The organism is Bartonella sp. HY038 (genome assembly GCF_014117425.1).
GTDB lineage: Bacteria > Pseudomonadota > Alphaproteobacteria > Rhizobiales > Rhizobiaceae > HY038.
In genome coordinates, this window is record NZ_CP059725.1 from 983,734 (window position 1) to 1,008,831 (window position 25,098).

Annotated in this window: 22 protein-coding genes, 1 tRNA gene and 2 pseudogenes; 12 read left to right on the forward strand and 13 right to left on the reverse strand. The window is 39.1% G+C overall.

What is annotated here, in order from left to right:
* Window positions 1–49: 49 nt before the first annotated feature.
* Window positions 50–1,267, reverse strand: coding sequence for a peptidase T (gene pepT / locus H3299_RS04140; RefSeq protein WP_182419052.1), 1,218 nt, complete (start codon window positions 1,265–1,267; stop codon window positions 50–52).
* An 8-nt stretch (window positions 1,268–1,275) separates the two neighbouring features.
* The gene (locus H3299_RS04145; protein WP_246708137.1) at window positions 1,276–2,886 is read right to left on the reverse strand and encodes an ABC transporter substrate-binding protein; all 1,611 of its coding nucleotides are present in this window, start codon (window positions 2,884–2,886) and stop codon (window positions 1,276–1,278) included.
* Between the two features lie 264 nt (window positions 2,887–3,150).
* Between H3299_RS04145 and H3299_RS04150 the strand changes: the two genes are divergently transcribed.
* Entirely contained in the window at window positions 3,151–4,209 is a 1,059-nt protein-coding gene (locus H3299_RS04150) for a hypothetical protein (RefSeq protein ID WP_182419054.1), read from the forward strand.
* A 588-nt stretch (window positions 4,210–4,797) separates the two neighbouring features.
* On the opposite strand, the gene H3299_RS04155 is transcribed toward H3299_RS04150, so the two are convergent.
* The 6 genes and pseudogenes from H3299_RS04155 to lipB form a co-directional block, all read right to left on the reverse strand.
* Window positions 4,798–5,805 (reverse strand): aldo/keto reductase, encoded by a 1,008-nt coding sequence (locus H3299_RS04155; protein WP_182419055.1) that lies wholly within the window; start codon window positions 5,803–5,805, stop codon window positions 4,798–4,800.
* 51 nt (window positions 5,806–5,856) lie between these two features.
* Window positions 5,857–6,273 (reverse strand): MerR family transcriptional regulator, encoded by a 417-nt coding sequence (locus tag H3299_RS04160; RefSeq protein ID WP_182419056.1) that lies wholly within the window; start codon window positions 6,271–6,273, stop codon window positions 5,857–5,859.
* 142 nt (window positions 6,274–6,415) lie between these two features.
* On the reverse strand, window positions 6,416–7,444 hold the full coding sequence (locus H3299_RS04165; protein ID WP_182419057.1) for a hypothetical protein: 1,029 nt from the start codon (window positions 7,442–7,444) through the stop codon (window positions 6,416–6,418).
* Between the two features lie 454 nt (window positions 7,445–7,898).
* Window positions 7,899–8,969, reverse strand: coding sequence for an A/G-specific adenine glycosylase (gene mutY, locus H3299_RS04170; RefSeq protein WP_182419633.1), 1,071 nt, complete (start codon window positions 8,967–8,969; stop codon window positions 7,899–7,901).
* 115 nt (window positions 8,970–9,084) lie between these two features.
* Window positions 9,085–11,013: pseudogene (gene parE, locus H3299_RS04175) on the reverse strand (DNA topoisomerase IV subunit B); the annotation flags it as partial.
* Between the two features lie 314 nt (window positions 11,014–11,327).
* Window positions 11,328–12,062 (reverse strand): lipoyl(octanoyl) transferase LipB, encoded by a 735-nt coding sequence (gene lipB, locus H3299_RS04180; protein WP_371739795.1) that lies wholly within the window; start codon window positions 12,060–12,062, stop codon window positions 11,328–11,330.
* Here lipB and H3299_RS04185 point away from each other — a divergent pair.
* The 5 genes from H3299_RS04185 to gatA all read left to right on the forward strand — a co-directional run bounded on the left by H3299_RS04185 (window position 12,061) and on the right by gatA (window position 16,819).
* Window positions 12,061–12,276, forward strand: a complete 216-nt coding sequence (locus tag H3299_RS04185; protein ID WP_182419058.1) for a hypothetical protein — start codon at window positions 12,061–12,063, stop codon at window positions 12,274–12,276. The genes lipB and H3299_RS04185 overlap by 2 nt on opposite strands.
* Window positions 12,273–12,944, forward strand: coding sequence for a guanylate kinase (gene gmk / locus H3299_RS04190; protein ID WP_182419059.1), 672 nt, complete (start codon window positions 12,273–12,275; stop codon window positions 12,942–12,944). Before H3299_RS04185 ends, gmk begins: the two co-directional genes overlap by 4 nt.
* Before the next feature lie 320 nt (window positions 12,945–13,264).
* Window positions 13,265–14,749, forward strand: a complete 1,485-nt coding sequence (locus H3299_RS04195; protein WP_182419060.1) for a cobyric acid synthase — start codon at window positions 13,265–13,267, stop codon at window positions 14,747–14,749.
* 200 nt (window positions 14,750–14,949) lie between these two features.
* On the forward strand, window positions 14,950–15,237 hold the full coding sequence (gene gatC / locus H3299_RS04200; protein WP_182419061.1) for an Asp-tRNA(Asn)/Glu-tRNA(Gln) amidotransferase subunit GatC: 288 nt from the start codon (window positions 14,950–14,952) through the stop codon (window positions 15,235–15,237).
* A gap of 100 nt (window positions 15,238–15,337) precedes the next feature.
* Window positions 15,338–16,819 carry an Asp-tRNA(Asn)/Glu-tRNA(Gln) amidotransferase subunit GatA gene (gene gatA, locus H3299_RS04205; RefSeq protein ID WP_182419062.1) on the forward strand — a complete coding sequence of 494 codons (1,482 nt, stop codon included), beginning with the start codon at window positions 15,338–15,340 and terminating at the stop codon, window positions 16,817–16,819.
* Window positions 16,820–16,895: 76 nt separating this feature from the next.
* Here gatA and H3299_RS04210 read toward each other — a convergent pair whose 3' ends face one another.
* Window positions 16,896–17,336, reverse strand: a complete 441-nt coding sequence (locus tag H3299_RS04210; protein WP_182419063.1) for a VOC family protein — start codon at window positions 17,334–17,336, stop codon at window positions 16,896–16,898.
* 351 nt (window positions 17,337–17,687) lie between these two features.
* Here H3299_RS04210 and H3299_RS04215 point away from each other — a divergent pair.
* The 3 genes and pseudogenes from H3299_RS04215 to H3299_RS04225 form a co-directional block, all read left to right on the forward strand.
* A pseudogene (locus tag H3299_RS04215) lies at window positions 17,688–18,191 on the forward strand (cold-shock protein); the annotation flags it as partial.
* 89 nt (window positions 18,192–18,280) lie between these two features.
* Window positions 18,281–18,553 (forward strand): hypothetical protein, encoded by a 273-nt coding sequence (locus tag H3299_RS04220; protein WP_182419064.1) that lies wholly within the window; start codon window positions 18,281–18,283, stop codon window positions 18,551–18,553.
* Between the two features lie 280 nt (window positions 18,554–18,833).
* Window positions 18,834–19,436, forward strand: a complete 603-nt coding sequence (locus tag H3299_RS04225) for a YqgE/AlgH family protein (protein WP_182419065.1) — start codon at window positions 18,834–18,836, stop codon at window positions 19,434–19,436.
* Window positions 19,437–20,079: 643 nt separating this feature from the next.
* Here H3299_RS04225 and H3299_RS04230 read toward each other — a convergent pair.
* A complete protein-coding gene (locus tag H3299_RS04230) occupies window positions 20,080–20,385 on the reverse strand; it encodes an ETC complex I subunit (RefSeq protein ID WP_182419066.1) in 306 nt (101 codons plus the stop codon).
* A 394-nt stretch (window positions 20,386–20,779) separates the two neighbouring features.
* A tRNA-Pro gene (locus H3299_RS04235) sits at window positions 20,780–20,856 on the reverse strand.
* A gap of 372 nt (window positions 20,857–21,228) precedes the next feature.
* Here H3299_RS04235 and H3299_RS04240 point away from each other — a divergent pair.
* Window positions 21,229–21,723 carry a hypothetical protein gene (locus H3299_RS04240; protein WP_182419067.1) on the forward strand — a complete coding sequence of 165 codons (495 nt, stop codon included), beginning with the start codon at window positions 21,229–21,231 and terminating at the stop codon, window positions 21,721–21,723.
* A 60-nt stretch (window positions 21,724–21,783) separates the two neighbouring features.
* On the opposite strand, the gene ctrA is transcribed toward H3299_RS04240, so the two are convergent.
* A complete protein-coding gene (ctrA, locus tag H3299_RS04245) occupies window positions 21,784–22,485 on the reverse strand; it encodes a response regulator transcription factor CtrA (protein WP_182419068.1) in 702 nt (233 codons plus the stop codon).
* Between the two features lie 684 nt (window positions 22,486–23,169).
* Between ctrA and H3299_RS04250 the strand changes: the two genes are divergently transcribed.
* A complete protein-coding gene (locus H3299_RS04250; RefSeq protein ID WP_182419069.1) occupies window positions 23,170–23,556 on the forward strand; it encodes a flagellar export protein FliJ in 387 nt (128 codons plus the stop codon).
* A gap of 346 nt (window positions 23,557–23,902) precedes the next feature.
* Window positions 23,903–24,619 (forward strand): MgtC/SapB family protein, encoded by a 717-nt coding sequence (locus tag H3299_RS04255; RefSeq protein WP_182419070.1) that lies wholly within the window; start codon window positions 23,903–23,905, stop codon window positions 24,617–24,619.
* Window positions 24,620–24,727: 108 nt separating this feature from the next.
* On the opposite strand, the gene H3299_RS04260 is transcribed toward H3299_RS04255, so the two are convergent.
* A complete protein-coding gene (locus tag H3299_RS04260; protein WP_182419071.1) occupies window positions 24,728–25,042 on the reverse strand; it encodes a DUF1476 domain-containing protein in 315 nt (104 codons plus the stop codon).
* Between the last annotated feature and the right edge of the window lie 56 nt (window positions 25,043–25,098).

Consider the following 25,098-nt stretch of genomic DNA (forward strand, 5'->3'; position numbering starts at 1 on the left):
ACCATCTTACATTATCTTTCATATCGGGATCTTCAATAGCTAAAGTTTATTATTTTTTTGCCTGCTTGATAATCTCTACAACCATTTCAGAAGCTTTTTTTAAGGAGTTAACTGGCAAATATTCAAAAATAGAATGAAAATTATGGGCCCCGCAAAAAAGATTAGGGCATGGCACACCTTTTTCAGTTAAAATAGTACCGTCAAAGCCACCACGCATCGGTTTTTTATCGATATTGAGCCCCATTAACGCCATAACATTTAAAGCAAGATCGGCCGCATAAGCGTTTTTGCCAGTTAAGCCTTCAGCAACATTTCGGTAAACTTCTTTATAGCGCATTCTTACGCATTCTTCACCAAATAGGGCTTTGAAACTATTGACTAAATCATTAACAAAAAGCCGGCGTTTTTCAAAATTATTGGCATCAAAATCACGTATATCCATAACCAAACTAGTTTTGGCGACATTGCCATTAATATTTTTAACCCAATAATATCCTTCGCGCCCTTGCGTATATTCCGGTCTTTCTCCAGCCGGCAACATGGCAATAAATTGGTGGGCAAAAAGCAGTGAATTGCGTAATTTCCCCTTAGCTGACATAGGGTGAGCTGCCTGCCCATAAAAATCAATGTGAAATTCACCGGCATTCCAATTTTCAAGCACGATTTCGCCAATAGCACAACAGTCAAGCGTGTAGGCAAAATCTACATTAAGAGCGTTAACATCAAGTGCTTTTGCACCAAGCAAACCAATTTCTTCGTCTGGAACAAAAACAAGTTTTACGACGCCATGTTCAATGTCAGGGTTTTGAACAAGAAACTGCACAGCATCCATAACTTCGGCAATTGCAGATTTATTATCGGCACCTAGCAAACTTGTGCCATCGGTTACGATAATTTGATCTCCAATATAATTTGCAATTTCAGGAAAATCATTTTGTTTTAAAACAATATTTTTTTGCTGATTTAAAACAATGTCGCCCCCCTTATAATCAATCACTTGCGCCTTAGTATCACCAACATATTCAGAACTGGTATCCATGTGGCAAACAAAGGCAATGCTAGGCTTAGCAGTGCTACTATTGGCTTTTAAAGTACCAATCGTAATTGCATGGTCTTGCTCTTCAACATCTAGCCCAAATGCGCGCATTTCTTTAGCCAATAATTCTGCCAACTGCCATTGGTTTTGGCTTGACGGTAATGTGCTTGCACCAGGAATAGCGGTTGTATTGATTTTGGTATATTGAATAAATCGATCAACAATGTCCATAATTGTACCTATTCTTCAATATCAACATCAAGAAAAGCATGAGAGCCGAAAGGATCTATTTTATAGTTTTTAACCTTGCTACTAATAGGCTGCTCAATAATTTGATGAGCAATAGGCAGCCATGGATTTTCTTGTGCGAAAATATCTTGTGCTTTGCCATAAAGCGCATTACGCTTTGCTTGGTCGGCGCTTATGCGAGCTTCTTTAATAAGCCTATCAAATTCTTCATTGCACCAATTTGCTCGGTTAACTGCGCCAATAGCATCACAGCCAAGCAAAGTACCTAAATAACTATCTGGATCAGCAATGCTTGGTGTCCAGCCAATAATCACCATTCCATCACGATCTTTGGCCAATGATAACTTCATATATTCAGCCCATTCATAGCTAATAATATCAGCCGTAATCCCAACTTTAGCTAAATCAACTTGCATTAACTCCGCCGCACGTCTTGCATTGGGCATATAGGGGCGAGAAACAGGCATTGCCCAAATCTTCATGTGCAAATCTTTAACCCCAGCCTCGTCAAGCATAGCTTTTGCCTTTACTGGATCATAAGCATCAACGGGCAGATCCTTATAACCTGGAATTGAAGGCGGCATCGCATTAATAGCAGGAAAAGCCGATCCTAAAAATACTGCATCAATAATAGCCCTTTTGTCTATAGCCATATTAATAGCACGGCGCACCCGCTTATCATCAAAAGGTGGTTGCAAGGTGTTATAAGCACCATAACCAACATTTAGGCCATCACGCTTTAAAATAGTTATATCCTTATTGCTGCGCATTTTTTCAATGTCAGCAGGGTTTGGATAAGCAATTACGTGGCAATCACCGGTTAATAATTTTTGATATCGAACCGATGCATCTGGTGTAATTGAAAAAATGAGATTATCAATCTTTTGCTTGCCACCCCAGTAATCGGGATGAGCTTTATAACGAATAACAGTATCGCGCTGATAAGCAACAAATTGAAAAGCACCTGTACCAATTGGCTGTTGGATTAAGCCATCCAACTTTCCTTCTCGCACCAGTTGATCAGCATATTCTTTTGATTGAATTGCCGTAAAGGTCAAAGAAAGCGACTGAATAAAAATTGCGTTTGGTTCATTTAAAATAAATTTAACTGTATGGTCATCAATCTTTTCTATTTTCCGCAATAATTTATCAAAGCCATAAGATGTATATTGTGGCCAAAGTCCATCACCATAAAGCGGGTTTTCCTTATTGCTTTGACGGTCTAGTGTAAAAATCACATCATCAGCATTGAAATCGCGCGTAGGTTTAAAATAATTGGTCGTATGAAATTTCACGCCTTGGCGCAAATGAAAAACATATTCCTTACCATCATCTGAAACCTCCCAACTTGTTGCTAGGCCAGGCTTAGTGTTTGTTGTTCCAATTTCAACATTGATAAGTTTGTCAAAAATATTCCACGCGGAAGCGTCATAACTGGGTCCAGAAAAATTGCGTGCAGCATCAAAACCATCGGGCGATGCTTCAGAGCAATAAACTAATGTTTTTGCCTCAGCAGCCCCTAGATTGGAAGTGCAGAGCGTAGCTGTAGCCAGCAAAGCTGAAGAAAATAGTCTTTTAAGCTTGATTTTTTTATGCATCATGTCCCCTACCATTTTATGCCGTAGCTCATTTTAAAGCAAAAAAGCCACATTTTCCCAATTGTTTGATTTATGACAGCAAAATTATTCATCTGTCAATAATACAATAATTACTTATTAATATGGGCTAAAATAGTACTTAAAATTACGGTGACCAATATTTATGATTCTAGATTGACATAAATCCATAAATGCTGACTTATATAAAATTAAATATTTAAATAAAACCAGAATTAAATAGTTTTATATTATAAATTAGGAATATTTATGAAATATATTTTTCTAATAGCAAGTATTTTAACAATTTTTATTGCGTTTCAAACTCATAGCTTTGCAAATGGTGGCCCAGTTGAAAGAGCCGATCCAGTGCCAGAATTAAGTCCTGAGTTACAAAAAATAATCGATCATCATTATGATTATCCTTATTCTAAAAATTATACTTACCCCGATGAGATTTATGAGCGCAGAAAACGAGTAGAAGACGATATTTACAGCCAATATATCAATATACGCAGGCCTTCACGGGTGTATAGAACTGCAGAACATTATAAAGAAGACCTGCAAATGCATGAAATGGCGTTAAAGATTGGTCTTTGTCAAAAAATAACTGATGCGGAGATGGAGGCCATTAAAGATCGTATCAATAAGCGATATAATGGGCGAGTGATACTTGAATTAGCCGTTGATCAACGAAACTTAGAGGCCATTGATTTGCTTTTTAAATATGGCGCTGATCCTTTTATGTCTTATGCGGGAGATTTTCCGCGTGGTAAGCCGCCTTTTATTAATTTTGCCTATGAGATGCGCGATACGTTTAACCCCGGCTTTAGTGTTGATGCTATTAGGCTTTTTACAAAAAATGGGTTTGATCCTAATCATGTTATGGATTTAAAATTGGACGGTGTAACTTTTGTAGAAAATGGCATGACATTTCTAGCCGGCATGGTTTTGGTTAAAAATGAATTAGCTTGGGTTTCATTAATGGAGGGCGGCGGAAATCCATGGGCAAAATTTAAGATAGGTGGTAGAATAATGAATATTGCAGCTTACGCTGCATCAAGCGAAGATATAGGCTTTTTAGATTATGTAATTGAAAACGGCTATTTAAAAACTGCGAGTAAAGAAGATATTGAAGATCTTATCGCCAAAATAATGGAAATGCCATTATATGCTGATTATGCGGGCACAGAAAGTAGGCAACGTATTTTACAATCAATAATTGAACAAACTGATATTGTTCCAACGAAAGAAATGTTTGATTATATCAATTGGCGTGGTAATAGCAAAACAGAAAGCATAGACTACATCCTTAGAAAAAAATATTGAAGCTGCACCAGATAACTGAGAAAGTTTACTGCTAGAAAATGCTCCATCAATCGATCTTGTTTAACTTTCGTTAATTGACACTTTCTCATGCTTATACCAGTAAACTTTCTCAGTTATCTAGCACAGCGCTTTTTTTCTATAAAGTTAACTTCTTATATTTCTTTGTGATCTAAAACTTTTACAACTTGCATTAAATCGAGTGCAAAATATTTTGGATGTAATCCTTTTACATGTGGCTATCAAAGGCTTCCTGATCTTTGAATATCTCCCATAGAATAAATTGATCAGCTATTTCCCTGCTTTGGAATAGTTTAAAAATTACGCTGCCTAGTTCTTTTACTGTTTCATCCATTAATTCATTAATGCTTTGCTTTGTATTTTTGTAATTATTAGAATTTGCTTAAAAAAGTTTTGGCAATGGGCAACAACGTAACAAGACCTTTGGTTGATTGTTGAACTGCTTATCGGCGCAAAATATTGCCTCAAAAACATCTTGTAAAAGTAGATTTTACATAATTTTTATCGGTCAGGCCACTGCTTGATAAAATATAAAATTCTTCTACAAGATGTTTTGATGGAAGCTTCGTTTTAACTATCTATTTCATGGCTTGAATAGTCAGGATAACGAGCGCCTTGGGCAGGAGGCAGAATTGCGCTAATTTCTTGCCAAATGGTTGAGTCAAGTTGAATATCCAAGGCGTGTAAGTTTTCATTAAGCCGTTCTGGTTTGGTTGTGCCGAAAATTGGTACAATGTGGTCGCCTTGGGCTAAAACCCAAGCAAGTGCCAATTGCGCCGGAGTAATGCCTAGCTTAATTGCATATTCTTTAAGTTTTTCAACCACAAGTAAGTTTTTGTTAAAATTTTCCCCTTGGAAACGGGGAGAATGTTTACGATAGTCATTATCCGCAAAGTCAGCTTGTGTTTTAATACTACCGGTTAAAAAACCACGTCCTAAAGGTGCATAAGGCACGATACCAATACCAAGTTCTTTACAAGTATCCATAACCCCATTGGTTTCAATATCGCGCGTCCAAAGCGAATATTCGCTTTGCAGTGCGGTTAATGGGTGAACTTTATGGGCGCGGCGAAGCGTGGCTGCCGATACTTCAGAAAGGCCGATATGGCGGACCTTTCCTTCATCGACTAAGTCTTTCATTGCGCCGACCGTGTCTTCAATAGGGACATCGCGATCAAGGCGGTGCATATAATATAAATCAATATAATCGGTTTTTAGGCGTTTTAGTGATGCTTCGCAGGCCGATTTTACATAATTAGGGCTGCCATTCACGGTCTTATTGCCATTATTATTATCAAGCCCTCTAACAAGACCGAACTTGGTGGCAATGATTAGCTTGTCGCGCTTCCCGCCAATTGCTTCAGCCACTAGCTCCTCATTGGTATAGGGGCCATAAACATCGGCAGTATCAAAAAAATTAATGCCCTTTTCTATGGCGCTATGAATGGTGTTGATACCTTGTTGGCGATCTACAACGCCATAGGCCCAAGTCAGCCCCATGCAACCAAGCCCCAAGGCACTTACTTGCAAGGCGGTATTGATTGCAGCTTTTGAATTACCAAGATCTCTCTTTTGCATGATTTTTCTTCCATTAGTTACGCTCAGTGCTTCTTTTGAAGCACCGGAAGATCAGGATTTTGCAAGTTGTCTAAAGCGGCTCTCCAAATTTGTATTGGTTGTGCCTTGTTCTATTTCTTGCTCAATGGTTTGGTAAGCGATGATTTTTTTATCAAGCAATTGAAGATTTTCCTGCAACTGTTTGATATCTTGCGCAACTTTTTTGCGATGCTGTTCTAATTTTTGCCGTCGCTCGGTAATGCTAGCATCGCCTTTATCGCGCAAACTGGCATATTCAAGCATTTGCGCTAGCGGCATACCAGTTGCTTTTAAATTTTTTAAAAAACAAACCCAAGTTAAAATGGTCTTATCATAGTCACGCTGGCCACCGCCATCACGGTCTGCATAAGGCAATAGCCCAATGCGTTCATAATAGCGGATAGTATGACAAGAAAGACCACTGCGTTGTGCAAGTTCACCGATTTTCATTGCATATCCTTTCAACGCATATAGATTTACGGCTTAGAGTATACTCTAAGTCAAGCGTAAAATAGAAAAAAATACATATTTACTTTAATGCTGTTTTTAAGTGAAAAGTGATGGTTAGTCATCAATAATGGTTCAAAAACGATCACTTGGCATCATTTAGTGAGGGTACCCAGTTGATATAATCGAGTATTTCTTGACTAGGTTTAATACCGCGCTTCTCAACGATATTGCGTAATTGGCGTTGTCTATTTTGTGTATATAAATCTGATCTGAGTGCAAAAGTTGTCATGACATCAATCAATTCATCAATGTCTTCTTTACTCGCAGTTTCTAAATAGCCATTTTCTATGATATAATCTAAAAATGGTAGATTAAGACCCATTACTGAATGACTAACAATACTTTTGGGTTCACCTGCTATTTCCCATTGCAACCATGGATTGCCACCGCCTTCCATCAATGACACCCAAGCTAATTCATTGTGAATCAAAACCATATAGGCAAGAAACGTCATGTCATGGTCTTTAGAAGTTGCATGGTCTATTTTTCGATTGTGTACGTGATTGGGATTAAGCTTATATTTTACAAAAAGACGAATAACATCTACACTAAAACCTGGGTTAAAAGTATCGCTCATTTTATCCATAAAAGCTAAATCTGATCGGTCGACATATATATTTCCTTCCTCGTAAGATATGAAAGGATCGGCTCCATATTTAAAAAGTAAATCAATAGCTTCCAAATTCATTTGAGCAACAGCTAATTCTAATAAGGTATCTCCACTATACTTCTTATTAATGCGATCTTTGATTGCTTCAACCTCTGCATCTGTTATTTTTTGACAAAGACCAATCTTTAATGCCAATTCATATATTTGACTATCTTCCTGAAAATGCTTAGCAATTCCAGATCCGCTTTCTGGTATGCGTTCCCGAATATAATTGCTGTAAATATCATTTTCGATACGTTTTCTGCGCTCATAAATTTGATCAGGATAAGTATAATTTTTTGAATAGGGATAATCATAATGATGATTGGTTATTTTTTGCAACTCAGGACTTAATTGCGGCACTGGATCCACTCTTTCAACTGGGCCACCATTTGCAAAGCTATAAGTTTGCAATGCAACAAAACTTGTTAAAATACTTGCTATTAGAAAAATATATTTCATATAATCCCCTTCAATATTGCTTAAAAATAATATTATACATTTACATTGTCACGCAAATTTAATTTATTATAATGCTATTTATTTATATTAATTAAAAATATAAATTGTAATAATCTGGGTAAATAGCCATCAATGTTACCATTATGTTTATATTTTATCACGCTTATATTAATTAATGAAATATCATAGCTTAAAAACAACGCGCTTATAAGCTCAAAACATTACAAAAGTAGAAATTTGCAGTGTTTAATCTTCATGGTCATATATAATTATATTGAGGCGTGAAAAAAGTAGGCATGATTACCAGCGGCAATATTGAATCAATCTTTGGTATATTGGGCATAACAAGGATGCTAGGCTCATCAAAAGTGGTAAGTTGAGTGTAGGCAATGTTTATCTATACTTGGCTTATGCGTTTTGTTGGGGCAAGAAGCCGTAAAAATATCTTATAAAACTATGCAGCTCTTTTTATTTTAAAAGCATCGGGCAGGGCAGTTGCGATAATTTTTTTCATCACCGTTGGAAGAGCTTCATCATGCAAATTATCAATTGCAACCCACCAACCGTTTTTGAAATTTTGTTCATCAATATTTTTGGCAAGATAAACCGACATTTCAAGACGGAAATGGGTAAATATATGGGTTGCTTCACCACTATAATGCCAATTGGCTTTGCTTGGTGCTTGGTTAAGATCGTGTTTTTCTTCTAATGAACCAAAATAATTTGGCACTTCGCTCATTTGCGCAAGCAAGCCTTTTTCATGCCGCTTTTGCAAAAAGACATTACCTTCTTTGGACAATAAGATAAAGGCCGCTCCTTGCCGTAAAGGCTTATCTTTTTTAGGGGCTTTAATTGGATAAATTTCGGGATCACCTTGCGCTAAAGCTTGGCAATGCGAGTTGATAGGACACAAAAAACAGCTTGGTCTCTTCGGGCTGCATAGGCTTGCACCAAGATCCATCATCGCTTGAGCAAAATCCCCCGGCCTATCATTGGGGGAAATAAGCGCCATTTTTTCACGGATCAATGGTTTTGCAGCAGGAAGCGGCGTTGATATGCAAAAAAGGCGGCTGATAATACGCTCGATATTGCCATCGACCACAGCTTCATTTTGATTAAAGGCAATGGCAGCTATGGCAGCGCTGGTATAATCGCCAATGCCGGGTAGTTTTTTCAAATCATTTATAGTGCTGGGAAATATGCCATTATAATCCTCAACAACCCTATCGGCGCAAGCTTTTAAATTGCGTGCACGAGAATAATAGCCAAGGCCTGCCCAAGCTTTTAAAACATCATCAAGTGATGCGGCGGCCAAATTTTCAACCCTTGGCCATTTTTGTATAAATTTGATAAAATAGGCTTTTACTGCTTCAACGGTTGTTTGTTGCAGCATCACTTCCGATAGCCAAATCTTATAGGGATCAGGTTTTAAACCATTTTGTACGTCTTTGGGGCTAATACGCCAAGGCAGCACGCGATGGTGCCTATCATACCAATCCAATAATTGCTTTGCATATATTTCCATAGCATCGATATAGGTGAGATTAGAACCAATTGAAAGATGCGCAGCTGCTTTTGTCAGCTGCGCATCTTTATTAAATAGCGATAGTTTGACCATTATTTATGGGCAGCCTTGCCAATTAAATGTCAAGACTTTCTGTATCGGCAAAGGCTGCATTTTCTTGGATGAAGCGAAAACGCGCTTCTGGCTTAGTGCCCATAAGGTCACTTACGGTTTCTTTGGTCGCTTCAACACTTTCATCATCAATTAAAACCCGCAAAAGTGTGCGTTTTGCTGGATTCATGGTTGTTTCTTTAAGCTGCTCGGCACGCATTTCACCAAGACCTTTAAATCGACCTATTTCAATTTTGCCACGGCCAGTAAACTGAGTTTTCATAAGTTCATCCTTATGAGCATCATTGCGCGCATAGGCAACATTGCCGCCTTGGCTAATACGGTAAAGGGGCGGCACCGCAAGATAGAGATGGCCGCCTGTTACAAGGGCTGGCATTTCTTGATAGAAAAATGTCATAAGCAGAGAAGCAATATGGGCGCCATCAACGTCAGCATCGGTCATAATAATGATGCGCTCATAGCGCAAATCTTCTTCGCGATATTTAGAGCGCGTACCGCAGCCAAGTGCTTGTATCAAATCTGCAATAAGCTGGTTAGCTGTTAATTTATCACGGCCGGCACTTGCGACATTCAAGATTTTTCCGCGTAATGGTAAAATTGCCTGATTGGCGCGGTTGCGTGCTTGCTTAGCAGAACCGCCAGCCGAATCTCCTTCAACTAGGAATAGTTCAGCGCCAAGGGCAGAATTTTGGGTGCAGTCGGCAAGTTTGCCGGGTAGTCGTAATTTGCGCACCGCGGTTTTGCGATTGATTTCGCGTTCTTGGCGGCGGCGCAAGCGTTCATCGGCACGTTCAATCACCCATTCAAGCAGTTTGGTCGCTTCTTGTGGGGAACTTGCAAGCCAATGGTCGAAAGGATCGCGTATGGCATTTTCAACGATGCGCTGGGCTTCTGTGGTTGCTAGGCGATCTTTGGTTTGTCCAACAAATTCTGGCTCGCGAATAAAGACGGAAAGCATGGCAGCTGCTGAAATCATCACATCTTCAGTTGTGATGATTGAAGCGCGTTTATTGCCAATGAGTTCTCCATAGCCTTTTAGGCCGCGCAAAAGGGCAATTCGCAAGCCTGCTTCATGGGTGCCGCCTTCGCCTGTTGGAATAGTATTACAATAGGAATGGACATAAGCATCCCCGCCATACCAAGCCACTGCCCATTCAACCGAGCCATGACCACCGCGTTGATCGGTTTTTCCTGAAAATATTTCTTGGGTTACTTTAAAATCTTTACCAAGAGAGTTACCAAGAAAATCTTTTAAACCGCCGGGAAAATGAAATACTGCCTTTTCAGGTATTTCCTTATTCGGATCCAAAAGGCTTGCATCGCAATTCCACCGAATTTCCACACCGCCAAAAAGATAGGCTTTCGAGCGTGCCATGCGATAAAGGCGCTCTGGTTCAAAATGAGCCTTGGGGCCAAAAATATCAGCGTCGGGGTGAAATCTGACGCGCGTACCACGGCGGTTATGAACTTCACCAAGGTCTTCCAAGCCACCAAGGGGAAGCCCACGCGAAAAACGCTGGCGATAAAGGCGGCGACCACGGGCAACTTCAACCTCGCAATCATCGGAAAGTGCATTAACAACCGAAATACCAACGCCATGCAAACCGCCTGATGTTTCATAGGCTTTGCCGTCAAACTTACCGCCAGCATGAAGTTTGGTCATAATAACTTCAAGGGTTGATTTACCCGGTACTTGTGGGTGATTTTCAATTGGAATACCGCGACCATTATCAGTAACCGACAAATAGCCATTGGCATCAAGGGTTACATCGATAAAATTAGCGTGCCCAGCAACCGCTTCATCCATCGCATTATCAATAACTTCAGCAAAAAGATGATGAAGGGCTTTGGAATCTGTACCACCAATATACATGCCGGGCCGTAGGCGCACAGGCTCCAAACCTTCAAGCACACGAATGGCTGACGCATCATAGGCTTGTTCTGCTTTGGTGTCATTGGTGTTAGAAAGCGGTAAACTACTCATAGATGTTTCCAATTTGGATGGTTCAGATTTATCTGTCGCAGAAATAACTGATTTTGATGTTGTCGGTTCGCTAGTTGCAATAAGTGTATCGTTTTCTCTATGTTCTTGTAAAGTTCTTATATTGTTTTTACTCAAATCTTGCGAGAAAGTAGCGAAAAGGTCATCGTCTTTTTTATCGGTCATATTCTTTCTGCTTCTTCTATCATGCTGAATAGCTCAATTCTCTTAGCAATTTTAAAACAAAATTGCGATAGCGTTGGCGTTTATTGTTTATCAATATCACCAAATATCTCGGCAAAAGTTTTTGCGAGGGCATTATCAACATCATCCATGGTGACAGGTAAGCCTAAATCTACAAGGCTGGTTACACCATGATTGGCAATGCCGCAGGGGACAATGCCTGAATAATGGGTGAGATCAGGTTCTACATTAATGGCAAGACCATGAAAACTTACCCATTTTTTTAATCTGATGCCAATCGCGGCAATTTTATCTTCCGCAGGCTCCCCAATAATTGTTGATGGACGCTCCGGTCGCACAACCCAAACGCCAACGCGATCTTCACGCCTTTCGCCCTTAATATTAAATTCTGCCAAAGTGTCTATAATCCATTGCTCAATAGCTGCAACAAAGGCTCGAATATCCTCGCGGCGTTTTTTTAAATCAAGCATAATATAGACAATACGTTGCCCGGGGCCATGATACGTATATTCACCGCCGCGCCCTGCATCATAAACAGGGAAGCGATCAGGTGCAATCAAGTCGTTAATATTGGCGCTGGTGCCGGCTGTATAAAGCGGTGGATGCTCAACGAGCCAGATCAATTCTCTTGCATTATCGCTGCGAATAGCTTCTGCACGTTTTTGCATGAAGTCTAAGGCAAATTGATAATCCGTCAAGCCGCTTTCAATGCGCCATTCAACCGGCGAATTGTCAATTTGTGGCTTAAAGCTGTATTTAATATCGTTACGAAAACTGGGGCGTATATTTTGCGTCATGGCTCTTATTTATGATGTTCCTGTTAAGAATGCCAGTGTAAATATCAGTTACGCTTGCTTTTTAGGGAAAAAATTGGCTAATCTTATGGCATTTCCAGCAAAGATTGATTCAAGTTTTGTGTTTGGACAATACGCCAAAATAAAGAATTTAGAGCACAATATTGCTTTAACAAAAAATAAATGTGCTCTAACAAAAAGAAAAGGCAAAAAATGACATTACCTCAAGATACAGCAACCAAAGTTGATAAAGCAATTGAACGCCGTGGTTTAATGCTGGTATTATCATCGCCATCAGGTGCGGGTAAATCAACCATTACGCGTCTCTTGCGCGAAGACCCAGAAATGAATTTGGCACTATCTGTCAGTGTTACAACGCGTCAACGCCGCCCAAGCGAAGCTGATGGTGTTCATTATCATTTTATTAGTGTAAAAGATTTTGAGCGCCGCCGTGATAATAATGAGCTTGCCGAATGGGCAGAAGTGCATGGCAATTATTATGGCACGTTACGCGATAGTGTTGAGCAGGTATTGTCGCAAGGTAATGACATGCTTTTTGATATTGATTATCAAGGAGCAGCGCAATTACAAGAAAAAATGCTTGATGATGTTGTTTCAATTTTCATTTTGCCACCATCAATGAAAGAATTAATGGCGCGTTTGCATCGGCGCGCAGAAGATAGTGAAGATGTTATCACTATGCGGCTTGAAAATGCTCGCAAGGAGATAGCTCATTGGAACTCATATGATTATATCATCGTCAATGAAGATCTTAACATTTCGCTTACTGCAGTAAAGTCAATTATTGTTGCTGAACGATTAAAGCGCGCGCGCCGTCCTGGTATGCAAAATTTTATTGATTCACTCATAACAGAAGAAATTTAAATAATCATAATAAATATAAAACCGCGCTATACTTGTAATAAACAAGAATAAACGCGGTTTTCATATACTCAACAAGCTTTCATGATACGCAAACACTTATGAAAGCAATAAACTCCGGTACGCAGTACCAAATCCGGAGTGTGAAAGCAGCTTTAAGCAACCTTCGATTAGGATAAATAAAGCAATTGTGTTAATTCGAAGTTATCAATTGCTTAAATATTTATGAATTTTGCATTTTATTGCATGGGAAATGCACTTTTTTGCCATATTTTATAGGTGAAGAGTTTTTGTGTTTTTCAAATTGATAATAGGAATGACATTTGACACGCGCAATCATGTTACAAGGCACCGGATCAGATGTGGGGAAAACTGTTCTGGTTGCCGGTCTTTGCCGTGCACTTTACTTGCGTGGCATTAAAGTTGCGCCTTTTAAGCCGCAAAATATGTCAAATAATGCCGCTGTTGCTAATGATGGTGGTGAAATTGGCCGTGGGCAGTGGTTGCAAGCCATAGCCGCAGGTCTTGAGCCGTCAATCCATATGAATCCAGTATTATTAAAGCCGCAAAGCGAAACTGGTTCGCAGGTTATAGTGCAAGGCAAGTTAACTACAACCGCACAAGGGCGTGATTATCAGGCTTTAAAAAAACAATTAATGCATGCGGTTTTAGATTCTTATCAAAAATTGCAAAAGACTGCTGATTTTATCATTGTTGAAGGGGCAGGATCACCAGCAGAAATTAATTTGCGCCAAAATGATATTGCTAATATGGGCTTTGCCGCTGCCGCCAATGTACCGGTGATTCTGGTTGGCGATATTGATCGCGGCGGGGTTATTGCTTCCATTGTTGGAACCCATACAATATTAGACCTAAAAGACCGCAATTTAATTGCTGGTTTCTTAATAAATAAATTCCGTGGTGATTTGAGCCTTTTTGATAAGGGCATTGCAGCAATTCAAAATTTTACTGGCTGGCAATCCTTTGGGATTGTACCTTGGTTGAAGGCTGTTGCCAATCTTCCAGCTGAAGATTCCGTCATTTTAGATCGGGATTTTCACCAAGCAAGTGCTGCTAAATCTCATGCAAAAATAAAACATGCAAAAATAAAAATAGTGGTGCCGATTGGTCGCCATATTGCCAATTTTGATGATCTTGATCCTTTAAAGTCGGAGGATGGGGTTGATCTTATTTTGCTTAAAAACGGTGCGCCAATACCAAGTGATGCGGATATTATTTTACTGTTAGGGTCCAAGGCAACACTTGCCGACATGCGATTTTTTCATGAAAATGGCTGGGCTAAATCTATACAAGATCATGCAGCAAGGGGCGGTCATGTCATTGGTATTTGTGGTGGCTTGCAAATGCTTGGCCAAATTATTGAAGACGCAGATGGCGTGGAAGGTAAAGCAGATAAAATTGCTGGTTTAAAATTATTGGATATTGCCACTAAAATGACCAAAACCAAAACAACACGCAATGTTAGCGGCATTCATAGCACCTATAATTGCTCGGTTCAAGGCTATGAAATTCATCTTGGTGCGACTTTAGGCAATGATTGCTTGAATAGTTCTATTTATCTTGGTGGGCAACAAGATGGCGCCGCAAGTCGTGATGGAAAGATCTGGGGCACTTATTTGCATGGAATATTTAATCAAGGTGTTTTTCGCTCAAAGTTTTTAAGCGGTTTTGGTGCGCTGTCTCAAGGCGTATCACAACAAAGCATTATTGATGATGCCTTAAATGATATTGCCGCAGAGCTTGAAAGGGCCGTAAATATTGACCAATTATTGGCTGTTGCTCGTTAAAGCTGGACGCATTTTTGAAAATGTCCAATGGCATATTAGGTTTTAAATGGCCAATGACGTCGAATATTGCCAAGAATTTGTGCTTTTATTGGCGATAAACAATGACAAATATTGCACTTATTGCCATAGGCATGTATAGGATCTAATAAATTTATCTTTATCAATTTAGTGAAGAATACCAGAATATCAGGAGATATGGCATGTCGGTCGATTTGTCGACAGTGAAACGGGTAGCCAATTTGGCACGTATCGCTTTAAGTGAAGACGAAGCTCAAGCAATGAGTGAAGGTCTAAATTCCATTCTGGGATTTGTTGAACAATTAAATGAAGTGGATGTAACTGGTGTTGAACCGATGACATCAGTCGCACCAATGGCACTTGTTATGCGTGAAGATGTTGTAACCGATGGTAATAAGGCGAGCGATATTGTTGCCAATGCTCCACTTACTGAGGATAATTTTTTCCTTGTTCCTAAAGTTGTTGAATAAAGACATCAAAGCCGGATTTTTTCTAACTGATCAATCTGATTTTATATGATGTAAAACGATTGTATCCCTTATAGTTAGACCTCGAAAAGAGAGATTTACTATGACTGATTTAACCGCTCTAACCATTGCAGAAGCACGCGACCGTATGAAGGCGGGCGATTTTTTGCCAAGCGAGCTGACAAAGGCTTATATTAGCAATATTGAAGCTGCAAATGAAACATTTAATGCCTATGTTACCGTTACGGCTGATAAAGCGCTTGATATGGCAAAGGCAAGTGACGAACGCTTGCAAAAAGGCGAGGGACGTGCGCTAGAGGGTATTCCTCTTGGTATTAAAGACCTATTTGCCACTTATGATATTCATACACAAGCGTGTTCCAACATTCTTAAAGATTTTAAACCGCGTTATGAATCAACGGTTACCAGTAATCTTTGGGATGATGGCGCGGTAATGCTTGGCAAACTCAATATGGACGAGTTTGCGATGGGGTCGTCAAATGAAACATCTTTTTATGGCCCAGCAATTAATCCATGGCGTAAAAATGGCTCAACTGATGCTTTAGCGCCGGGCGGTTCATCTGGTGGTTCTGCTGCTGGTGTTGCTGCTCAATTATGCGCTGGTGCAACTGCAACCGATACGGGCGGCTCTATTCGTCAGCCTGCTGCCTTTACAGGTACCGTTGGCATTAAGCCAACCTATGGTCGTTGCTCGCGCTTTGGTGTGGTTGCTTATGCTTCGTCACTTGATCAGGCAGGCCCAATTGCAAAAGATGTACGTGATGCTGCTATTTTGCTAAAATCCATGGCATCTTATGATCTTAAGGATTCAACATCGGTTAATATTGCAGTGCCAGATTATGAAGCCGCTCTTGGCCGTTCAGTCAAAGGTATGCGAATTGGTATTCCAAAAGAATATTATGTTGATGGCATGTCGCCTGAAATTGTTGAGTTGTGGAATAAGGGCAAGGAATGGCTTAAAGCTGCTGGTGCAGAAATTGTTGACATTTCTCTACCCCATACCAAATATGCCTTGCCAGCCTATTATATTGTAGCACCAGCGGAGGCATCTTCCAATCTTGCTCGTTATGATGGTGTGCGTTATGGTTTGCGCGTGCCGGGCAAAGATATTCAGGAAATGTATGAAAATAGCCGTTCTGCTGGTTTTGGTACTGAAGTAAAGCGCCGTATCCTTATCGGTACTTATGTGCTTTCATCGGGCTATTATGATGCTTATTATCTTAAAGCTCAAAAAGTACGTAGCCTTATCAAAAAAGATTTTGATGATTCATTTGCTGCAGGCATTGATGCAATCCTTGCACCTGCAACACCAACTGCAGCCTTTGCCATTGGTGATGAAAAATTGAAGGCTGATCCGGTTGCTATGTATCTAAATGATATTTTCACTGTAACGGTTAACATGGCTGGTCTTCCAGCTATTACTGTACCTGCTGGGCTTTCTAATGATGGTTTGCCATTATCATTGCAATTGATTGGTCGCCCCTTTGGTGAAGAAACCTTGTTCCAGCTTTCGCATGTGATTGAACAGGCAACGGGTCATTTTCTACCAACCAAATGGTGGTAATAAAGAGATTAAAAAAGGCCTTAAGTTTTTAAGGCCTTTTTCTTTATAAGGTACAAGCTTTATCCTGCAATAATCTTCACCAAGTGCCAGTGTTTTTCATCGAAAGCCAAGGCTCCATGGGTTCTAGGCTCTTACCCTTTTGCAATATTTCAATTGAAATATTATCAGGGGATTTAACAAAGGCCATGTGGCCATCACGTGGTGGGCGGTTAATCGTTATGCCATTATCCATTAGGTTTTGACAAAATTGATAAATATCGTCAACTTCATAAGCTAAGTGGCCAAAATTGCGTCCGCTATCATATTCTTGATCATCCCAATTATAGGTAAGTTCCAATTCTGGCGAATTATCAGCCATAGCATCTTCACGATCATCTAATGCGGCAAGAAACACCAGCGTAAAACGACCTTCTTGGTTTTCTTTTCTATGGGTTTCAGATAAGCCGAATAATTTTTTATAAAAATGCAAGGATTGTTCTAAATCGCGCACGCGCACCATTGTATGAAGATAACGCATAATCGGCTCCTTTATTAGATCACATTGTTAGTTTATCCAAAATGGATGAAAGTTGACATCCACCATTCATCTTTTTTTAAAAAACAGAGTCAAATAGCGCCAACCCTATAAAGGTTGTGATCTAAATGGGAAAATACAAGGGGAGGTCTTGCTAGAATGGTTAACATAGATGTTATCTTAATATAAGAGAATCAAAACGCATCGAGCCATATTTTCTTGAATTGATTTTTCATGAAGCGATCTCGGGCAGGAAATGACGCGATGAAAGAAAAGCAACATTCTGATGACTTAAAGCAATTGCTAGATAAGATTGAGCCTATCTCAAACGAGATGGGTGAAATGGCTACTGCGCAAGTTACTGGGAAAATCAAATGGTTTGATATTTCTAAAGGATATGGGTTTATTACGCCCGATATTGATGGAATATCAGACATTTTATTGCATGTTAATGTTTTACGCGAAGGTGGCTTTCAAACAGCGCTTGAGGGAGCGCTTGTTCAATGTACAGTAAAACAAGGCGAGCGTGGGTTGCAATGTGTAGCCATTATTTCTATTGATATGACGACGGCCGTTCATCCTGCAGAATTACCACAAAGAACGCGGGAAATTGTTATTCCAACCAGTGGCTTGGAGCGCGCTATCGTTAAGTGGTTTAATCGCAATAAAGGCTTTGGCTTTTTATCACGCGGCGAGGGGACCGAGGATATTTTTATCCACATGGAAACATTGCGCCGCTATGGCTTGGCTGAATTGCGTCCAGGGCAAGTGGTGCTAGTGCGCTTTGGTAATGGTAGCCATGGTTTGATGGCGGTGGAAATCCACCCTGATAATCCAGTGACGTTTCAAACCCATTAATAGGCCCATTAATTATGCATTATTGTCTTTGTTATCATTAAATAACAGGGACAATGATCAGGGGATGATTTTTTAAGACGGGGGTTTACATGTATAAAAGCATTCTTATGCTTGCTGGGGTTTTGATGCTTACGGGTTGTTTAACCCTAAGTGGAAATTATCATATTATCGAAATTGATGCCAAGGGCAATGAAGTTCCTTCCAAGTTGCACCTTTTTGCGCAAGGAAGGGGAATTTATACTATTCGTAATGCCTATTGCGCTACAAAGCCCAATGCTATTTTGCGCATTATCAATGACGATACTGGGCAAGAATTGAAGAGCGAAAGTCCTTATCGGTGCGGTAAACGTATTTTTAATTAATAAAAAAGGCATAGCTTTTATTTAAGTTTAAAAAGAGAAAATCGGGTATAATAAGTGGCAAGGAATTTTTCTCGCCTATTATTGGTTGAAATTGCACATAGGGGGGCATCCTCCCCTGTGACTGCAATGGGCCTAAAAGCCGCCGCCACCATTATTATTACAAAATTTATATGGAATGTATAATTTTTATTGCAATCATTATTACAAGAAAGTTTGTTAATTTACTGTAATTTTAATATTTCCTCTTGTTATTCTGAAAATAAGCCATAACCTTAACTATATGGCAAACATTAATCTTGATCCTCATTCACATAATTATCTTAACGGTAAACTTATCGTCGCTATGCCCCATATGGCCGATGAACGGTTTGCACGCGCCGTTATTTATATCTGCGCCCATTCACGAGAAGGCGCAATGGGTATTATTTTAAATCAGGCGCAAAATTATACTTTTCCAAGCCTTCTGATGCAGCTTCGCCTGATTGATGAGGCGGCAGCTAGTCTTTTGCCACAATATTTATGGGATTTACCAATTCGCCAAGGTGGCCCCGTTGATAGAGGGCATGGCTTTGTTTTGCATTCTGATGATTATTGTAGTGATAGTACTATGCCTGTCTCTGAAGATGTTGGCTTGACTGCAACAGTTGATATTTTGAAGGCTATTGCTCAAGGGCGCGGTCCTAAAAAATCCTTGGTGGCACTTGGCTATGCAGGTTGGAAAGAAGGGCAATTGGAAGATGAGATTATTGATAATAGCTGGTTGATTGCGCCATGCTCTCAGTCATTGATTTTTGATGGTGCACTTGATGGGCAATATCATCGTATTCTTGCATCAATTGGTGTTAATCCTATGCATTTGGTAGGACAGGTGGGAAATAGTTAACCTTTCATACTGCTCGTTCAATGCGCTATAATCTGTTGATTTTTAAAATTAAACTTTGCTGCCGAGTGCATATCTTAATTCATCTTTGACTAAATCTATTTAGATATCGGGCTGATAATGGCAAAAAGATATTTAAAGAAAGATTTAGATATTTTGATGAAAAGGTTTCGCCGTAAGGTGCAAGTCGCTAGCTTGTAGAGATTATCATTGCAAAAAATGCTATTGATATAAATGCTTATTATCTTTTACGGGCTACTTTATATTAATGATATCAAGATGGTGTAGTGCTTATCTTATGAAATATTATAAAGATAAAAATGACGGTAATCATAGGTTGAAATAGGGTTTTTGCTATTCTTATGTTTTGAAATGACACTGTTTGATAGTGTATCTGTACTTGGTATGGCAAAAAATAGGAGGGGATAATAATTTTATATTTTATCAAATATTCTAAAATAATTTAGCCCAAGGAGGGCGGCACTTTAGATCAAGCTATGCAATTCGTTTTATTAATCTATTAATTTAAAAAGCAAAATAGATAAACAAAATTAAGGGTGCAACACTGCACCCCAATGTTAATACAACTGTATTAGGCTAATGAGATCACCAGACTTATGATCTTTAAGCTCTGATTTTTATAAACTCAATGGGTCCAAGGCGCTTTTCTGTCTGACTTAAAATTATCAGAATAAGAAACATTCGCTCTATTTGGCTTATGGGCAGGTTCCACCCGATAAGCAATGCCTTCAGCCTTAGCATAAGCAATAGCATCTTCTAACGTGTCAAATTGCACACGCAATTGGCTTTTCATGTCGGCAGATGAAGTATATCCCATTAAAGGATCAATCATCTTGGCCTGTTCTGGCTCATACTGCAAAATCCAATAACCTGTTTTAGCTTGGCCCGACTGCATTGCATTTTTTGCAGGACTATAGATACGAGCAACCATATTCACTTACCCTTCAATTTCAATTCAATTATTGAAAGCATATTATATAGAACACTATGCCAGAAAAAGAATAAAATAACCATCAAGATTATTTTATAACTTCCAATGCTAAGAATTTTGATTCTTAATCACGGCCATGGCATTCTTATCAACTTTAGTTAAGCGATACAGCCCACAATCAATTATTGCAATTAAAATAATTCTAACATGGGTTGGAAATGAAACATTTACGCTTTAGCCCCATAGATAATCAAATAGGGAATAATAAAAAGTTGTTTTGGGGATTAATAAAATTAGAAGACTTTTTTGGACAAAATATCTAGTATCTAGTAAATTTTTTTTGAAAATATATTTTGCTTGATATTTAATTCTGCCAAATTACTATTTAAAGTAATGGTCGGAGCGATAGGATTCGAACCTACGACCCTCTGGTCCCAAACCAGATGCGCTACCAGACTGCGCTACGCTCCGACTTTTGTTTAAGAGTTGGTGTGTCTCTCAAGCGTGTTTGCTGTCTAAAAGGTTTGCTTTGAAAGTGCAAGTCCTTTTTTTAGTTTTTTTAAAAAAAATGTCTTTTTTTTTATTTTTTTATGAATTCTGCCGTGGCTGTGGAAAAAAGTTGGCAAAAAAACTAAAAACTAAAATCTATTATGCGCTTGTTTGAAAATTATCGGCCAAATTTTAAAATATGCCCTGCAATTTTAACTTGGCAATTGACTATTTTCCTATGAGCGAAAACCGCCTCAATAAAATATCGACAACTATTTATAATAGTTGCTGCATTATATCGGGCTTTAAATATCATGATTCTTGCAGCGACTTTATGAATTGAGGATTTTGAAAATGACAGATATTAATAAAATAATTGCAGCCTATAGTGAGCAATTAAAAAATCCGCAAATTAAAGCCGCATATCAATATCTAATAAAGTTTATGATGCGCCTTAAAGGACTTTTTATAAGGGCCGAAGGTGAAAATTTTACGTTTGGTAATGTGTCACCTGGCTATATGGACTATAGCTATTTTCCGTTTTACAACGCCTTGGTAAAGCAGCATGGCTTGCGCTTTGGCATTGTGCTCAATCATCAAAATATGGCCTTTGAGCTATGGCTGATGGGGCAAAATATGATGATACAAAAGAAGTTTTGGCGCCTTTTTAAAACCAGCCCATGGATGCAAAATTATAGCACGATGCCACGCTATAGCGCTTTGGAAGTCCAGCTTTTGAATCAGCCTGATTTCAACCATGAAAAAGAGTTGATGGAGAATATCTTACAAAATGCTTTGCAGTATATAGGTGAGATTCTGGTTTTCATTGAATCTAATACCCAAACGTAAAAAGCCCTTACCTCTTATAGGAGGTAAGGGCTTTTATATGCAGCAATCAAATCTTAAAATTTAAGCGGTTTCACGCAAGATTTCACCATTAGGTTCACGCAAAACATAACCGCGCCCCCAAACAGTTTCAATATAATTTTGACCACCAGAAACAGCATCAAGTTTTTTGCGCAATTTACAAATGAAAACGTCAATAATTTTTAATTCTGGCTCATCCATACCACCATAAAGATGGTTTAAGAACATTTCCTTGGTAAGGGTAGTGCCTTTACGCAAAGACAAAAGCTCAAGCATTTGATATTCTTTACCGGTTAAGTGAACGGGAAGACCAGAAATTTCAACTGTTTTTGCATCAAGGTTAACAATAAGGTCGCCTGTTGCAATCACGGATTGTGCATGGCCTTTAGAACGGCGTACGATTGCATGAATGCGTGCAATAAGCTCATCCTTATGGAAAGGTTTGGTCATATAATCATCTGCACCAAAGCCAAGACCACGAACCTTATCTTCAATGCCGCCCATGCCAGAAAGGATAAGAATTGGTGTCTTAACCTTTGACAAGCGCAATGTGCGCAATACTTCATAACCCGACATATCTGGCAAATTCAAATCAAGCAAAATAATATCGTAATCATATAATTTGCCGAGATCAACGCCCTCTTCGCCCAGATCGGTAGTATAGATATTGAAGCTTTCTGACTTCAACATTAACTCGATGCTATGGGCTGTTGCATTGTCATCTTCAATCAACAATACGCGCATAATAATTTCCCTTTTCCGCAACCACGAATCGGCCGCCTCGAACAAAACATTGGGTCAATTTTTAAAATGACCCCTCAATTGAAAAAATTAACCATAAAATACAAGCAACTATTGCCCTTATTTTATCTACTTTTGGCAGCACGCGGAACTGTCGTTGCCTTGTTTGTTAATTTGCCGAAAAATGGTTAACAAATTGTTATCCAGTAATGCAAGTCCTTAAAAAAAATTATCTGCGATTAACTTTCCTTAAAAAAACATAAATAAAAAAAATCATATATTTCAGTAAATTAAAGTGATAACTAATAAATCACTCCTAAAATGACATTTACTAAGTAATTAATATCTTTATTAAAAAACAATGAATTATAGTAAAGACTATTTTCATAATAAAATTTTGCATTGTCCCTTTAAGTATCGATTATATAGCAATTTTAAGGGCGGGCATTAATGACATGTCAGCCCGTTCACTCATCAATAACACCCCTCCAATATAATTTCACAGCATTGCCACATTTTTTTTGGTTGTTTACCTCCCTTTAAGTCTCGCCTTTTATATTCATCTCAATCAAATATTTTGCAAAAATTTTGCTGTAAGGCTTAGCTTTTTATTTGAGCATTTTTATTTTGAGGGTATTTCACATGATGAAGTTTCATAGGCTTCTTCATGATAGAGGGAGTTTATGTATGAAGCCGCGTGAAACGATTGTTAGGCTAAAACTATTCCAAGTGCGTGAAAAGCGTCGACAAATTACCCAACTTGAAACCATGGCATTTGAGTTTCAACGCATGGCTAATGAGCTTGAAACGCAAATCGCCAATGAAGAACGCAAAGCGGGCATAACCGACCATAACCATTTTGCCTATCCAACTTTTGCGGCAGCAGCGCGGCAAAGGCGTGAAAACCTATTAAACTCGGCTAATGATTTGAACATACAAAAAGCCGCAGCTCTTATTGCTTTGCAAGAAGCAGAGGCGGAACTTGCTAAGGCGCAAGCGATTGAGGTGCGCGATGGTAGTTCTACTCTTGAGGAAACAATTAGCTTTGTTCAACGACGTTCGATGATTGGTTAATATTCTACCATCATAAGTTCTATAATTAAAATTCCATTGATTGCAAATTATTTGCGGATTGCTATTCGCAAATAATTTGTTGGTAAAATCATGCGATTAATGCTGATAAACTTGAAGTTTTAGAAGTAAATAAAATTAAGATAAATAAAGCTTGGGGGAACAAGGCGTAAGGTGTCATTTTCCTGTCATATAACTTGCCTATGCAGCAGCAAGTGAGCATTTATCAGAGTAAAAATAACATTTTCACTAAAGATAGATATGCAATGAAGTTTTATTGCTTCAATTTAATTGAATGCTCAAAACTATGCCTTAGCTTTTTGCTTTGCAATTGACCAATAGGTGATTAATGAGATTTGCTGAAACTTTTTCACTCTTACCATTTCTTGACACCGCTGTTTGCCTGTTAACAGCTTTTGTACTCGGTACATTAATTGGTGCAGAGCGCCAATATAGGCAAAGAACTGCAGGTTTACGCACCAATGTGCTTGTTGCAGTAGGGGCGGCCGCTTTTGTTGATCTTGGCCATCGTTTGGCAGGCAATGCTGAAGCTGTAAGGGTCATTTCCTATGTTGTTTCTGGTATCGGCTTTTTGGGTGCTGGTGTCATCATGAAAGAAGGCATGAATGTACGCGGGTTAAATACCGCTGCAACTCTTTGGTGTTCGGCGGCTGTTGGTTCTTGTGCGGGCGGCGATATGCTTGCAGAAGCAACATTGCTCACCTTTTTTGTGATATTCGGCAATACAGTATTAAGGCGGCTTGTTAATCTTATCAATCGTATTCCACTAAACGAGGAAACAGGCGAAGCAACCTATGAAATTCGCTTAACGGTTAATCGCGATGCAGCACCAGAGCTGCGTGAAAAAATGGTAGACCTGTTGGAAAAGGCACAATATCCAGTAAGTGACGTTGAAATTTATGATCTATCTGGCGATAGGGTAGAGCTGATTGCAACTCTGGTAAGCACCGCCATTGATAAGGATGAAATTGAAGCGGTGGTTAACTTGCTTGAAAAAGAACGCAATGTACACCATGCCAATTGGGAAAGCAGTACCCGCGAATAAAGACCAAGAACTGCGACAAGCCAACAACGCCAGTAGAAATGAAAAAAAAACGCAATACCAATATTGATATTGCGCTTTTTAAATATAGATTGGTTTAAAATAAATATACTAAGTAAGAGACTTAACGGCTTCTTCTAAAAGCACAAACATTTTTTCACGCAATTCATCTTCGCTGACAGCAACATTTGCGGCTTTAAAATCTGCCATAACTTTTTCAACAACATCATTATCACCTGGCTCTTTCAAATCAGAAATAACAACTTCTTTAGCATAAGCATCTGCATCTGCACCGGCTTTACCAAGCTTTTCAGCTGCCCATAAGCCAAGCTGACGATTGCGGCGTGCTTCAGCTTTGAATCGCAAATCAGCATCATGAAAAAATTTATTCTCTAACGCTTCACCGCGTTCACTCATACCACTCATTGCACCCTCCGAATTCATGGCAACAAAGAAACTTCTTTAACTACTTGCCGTATAAA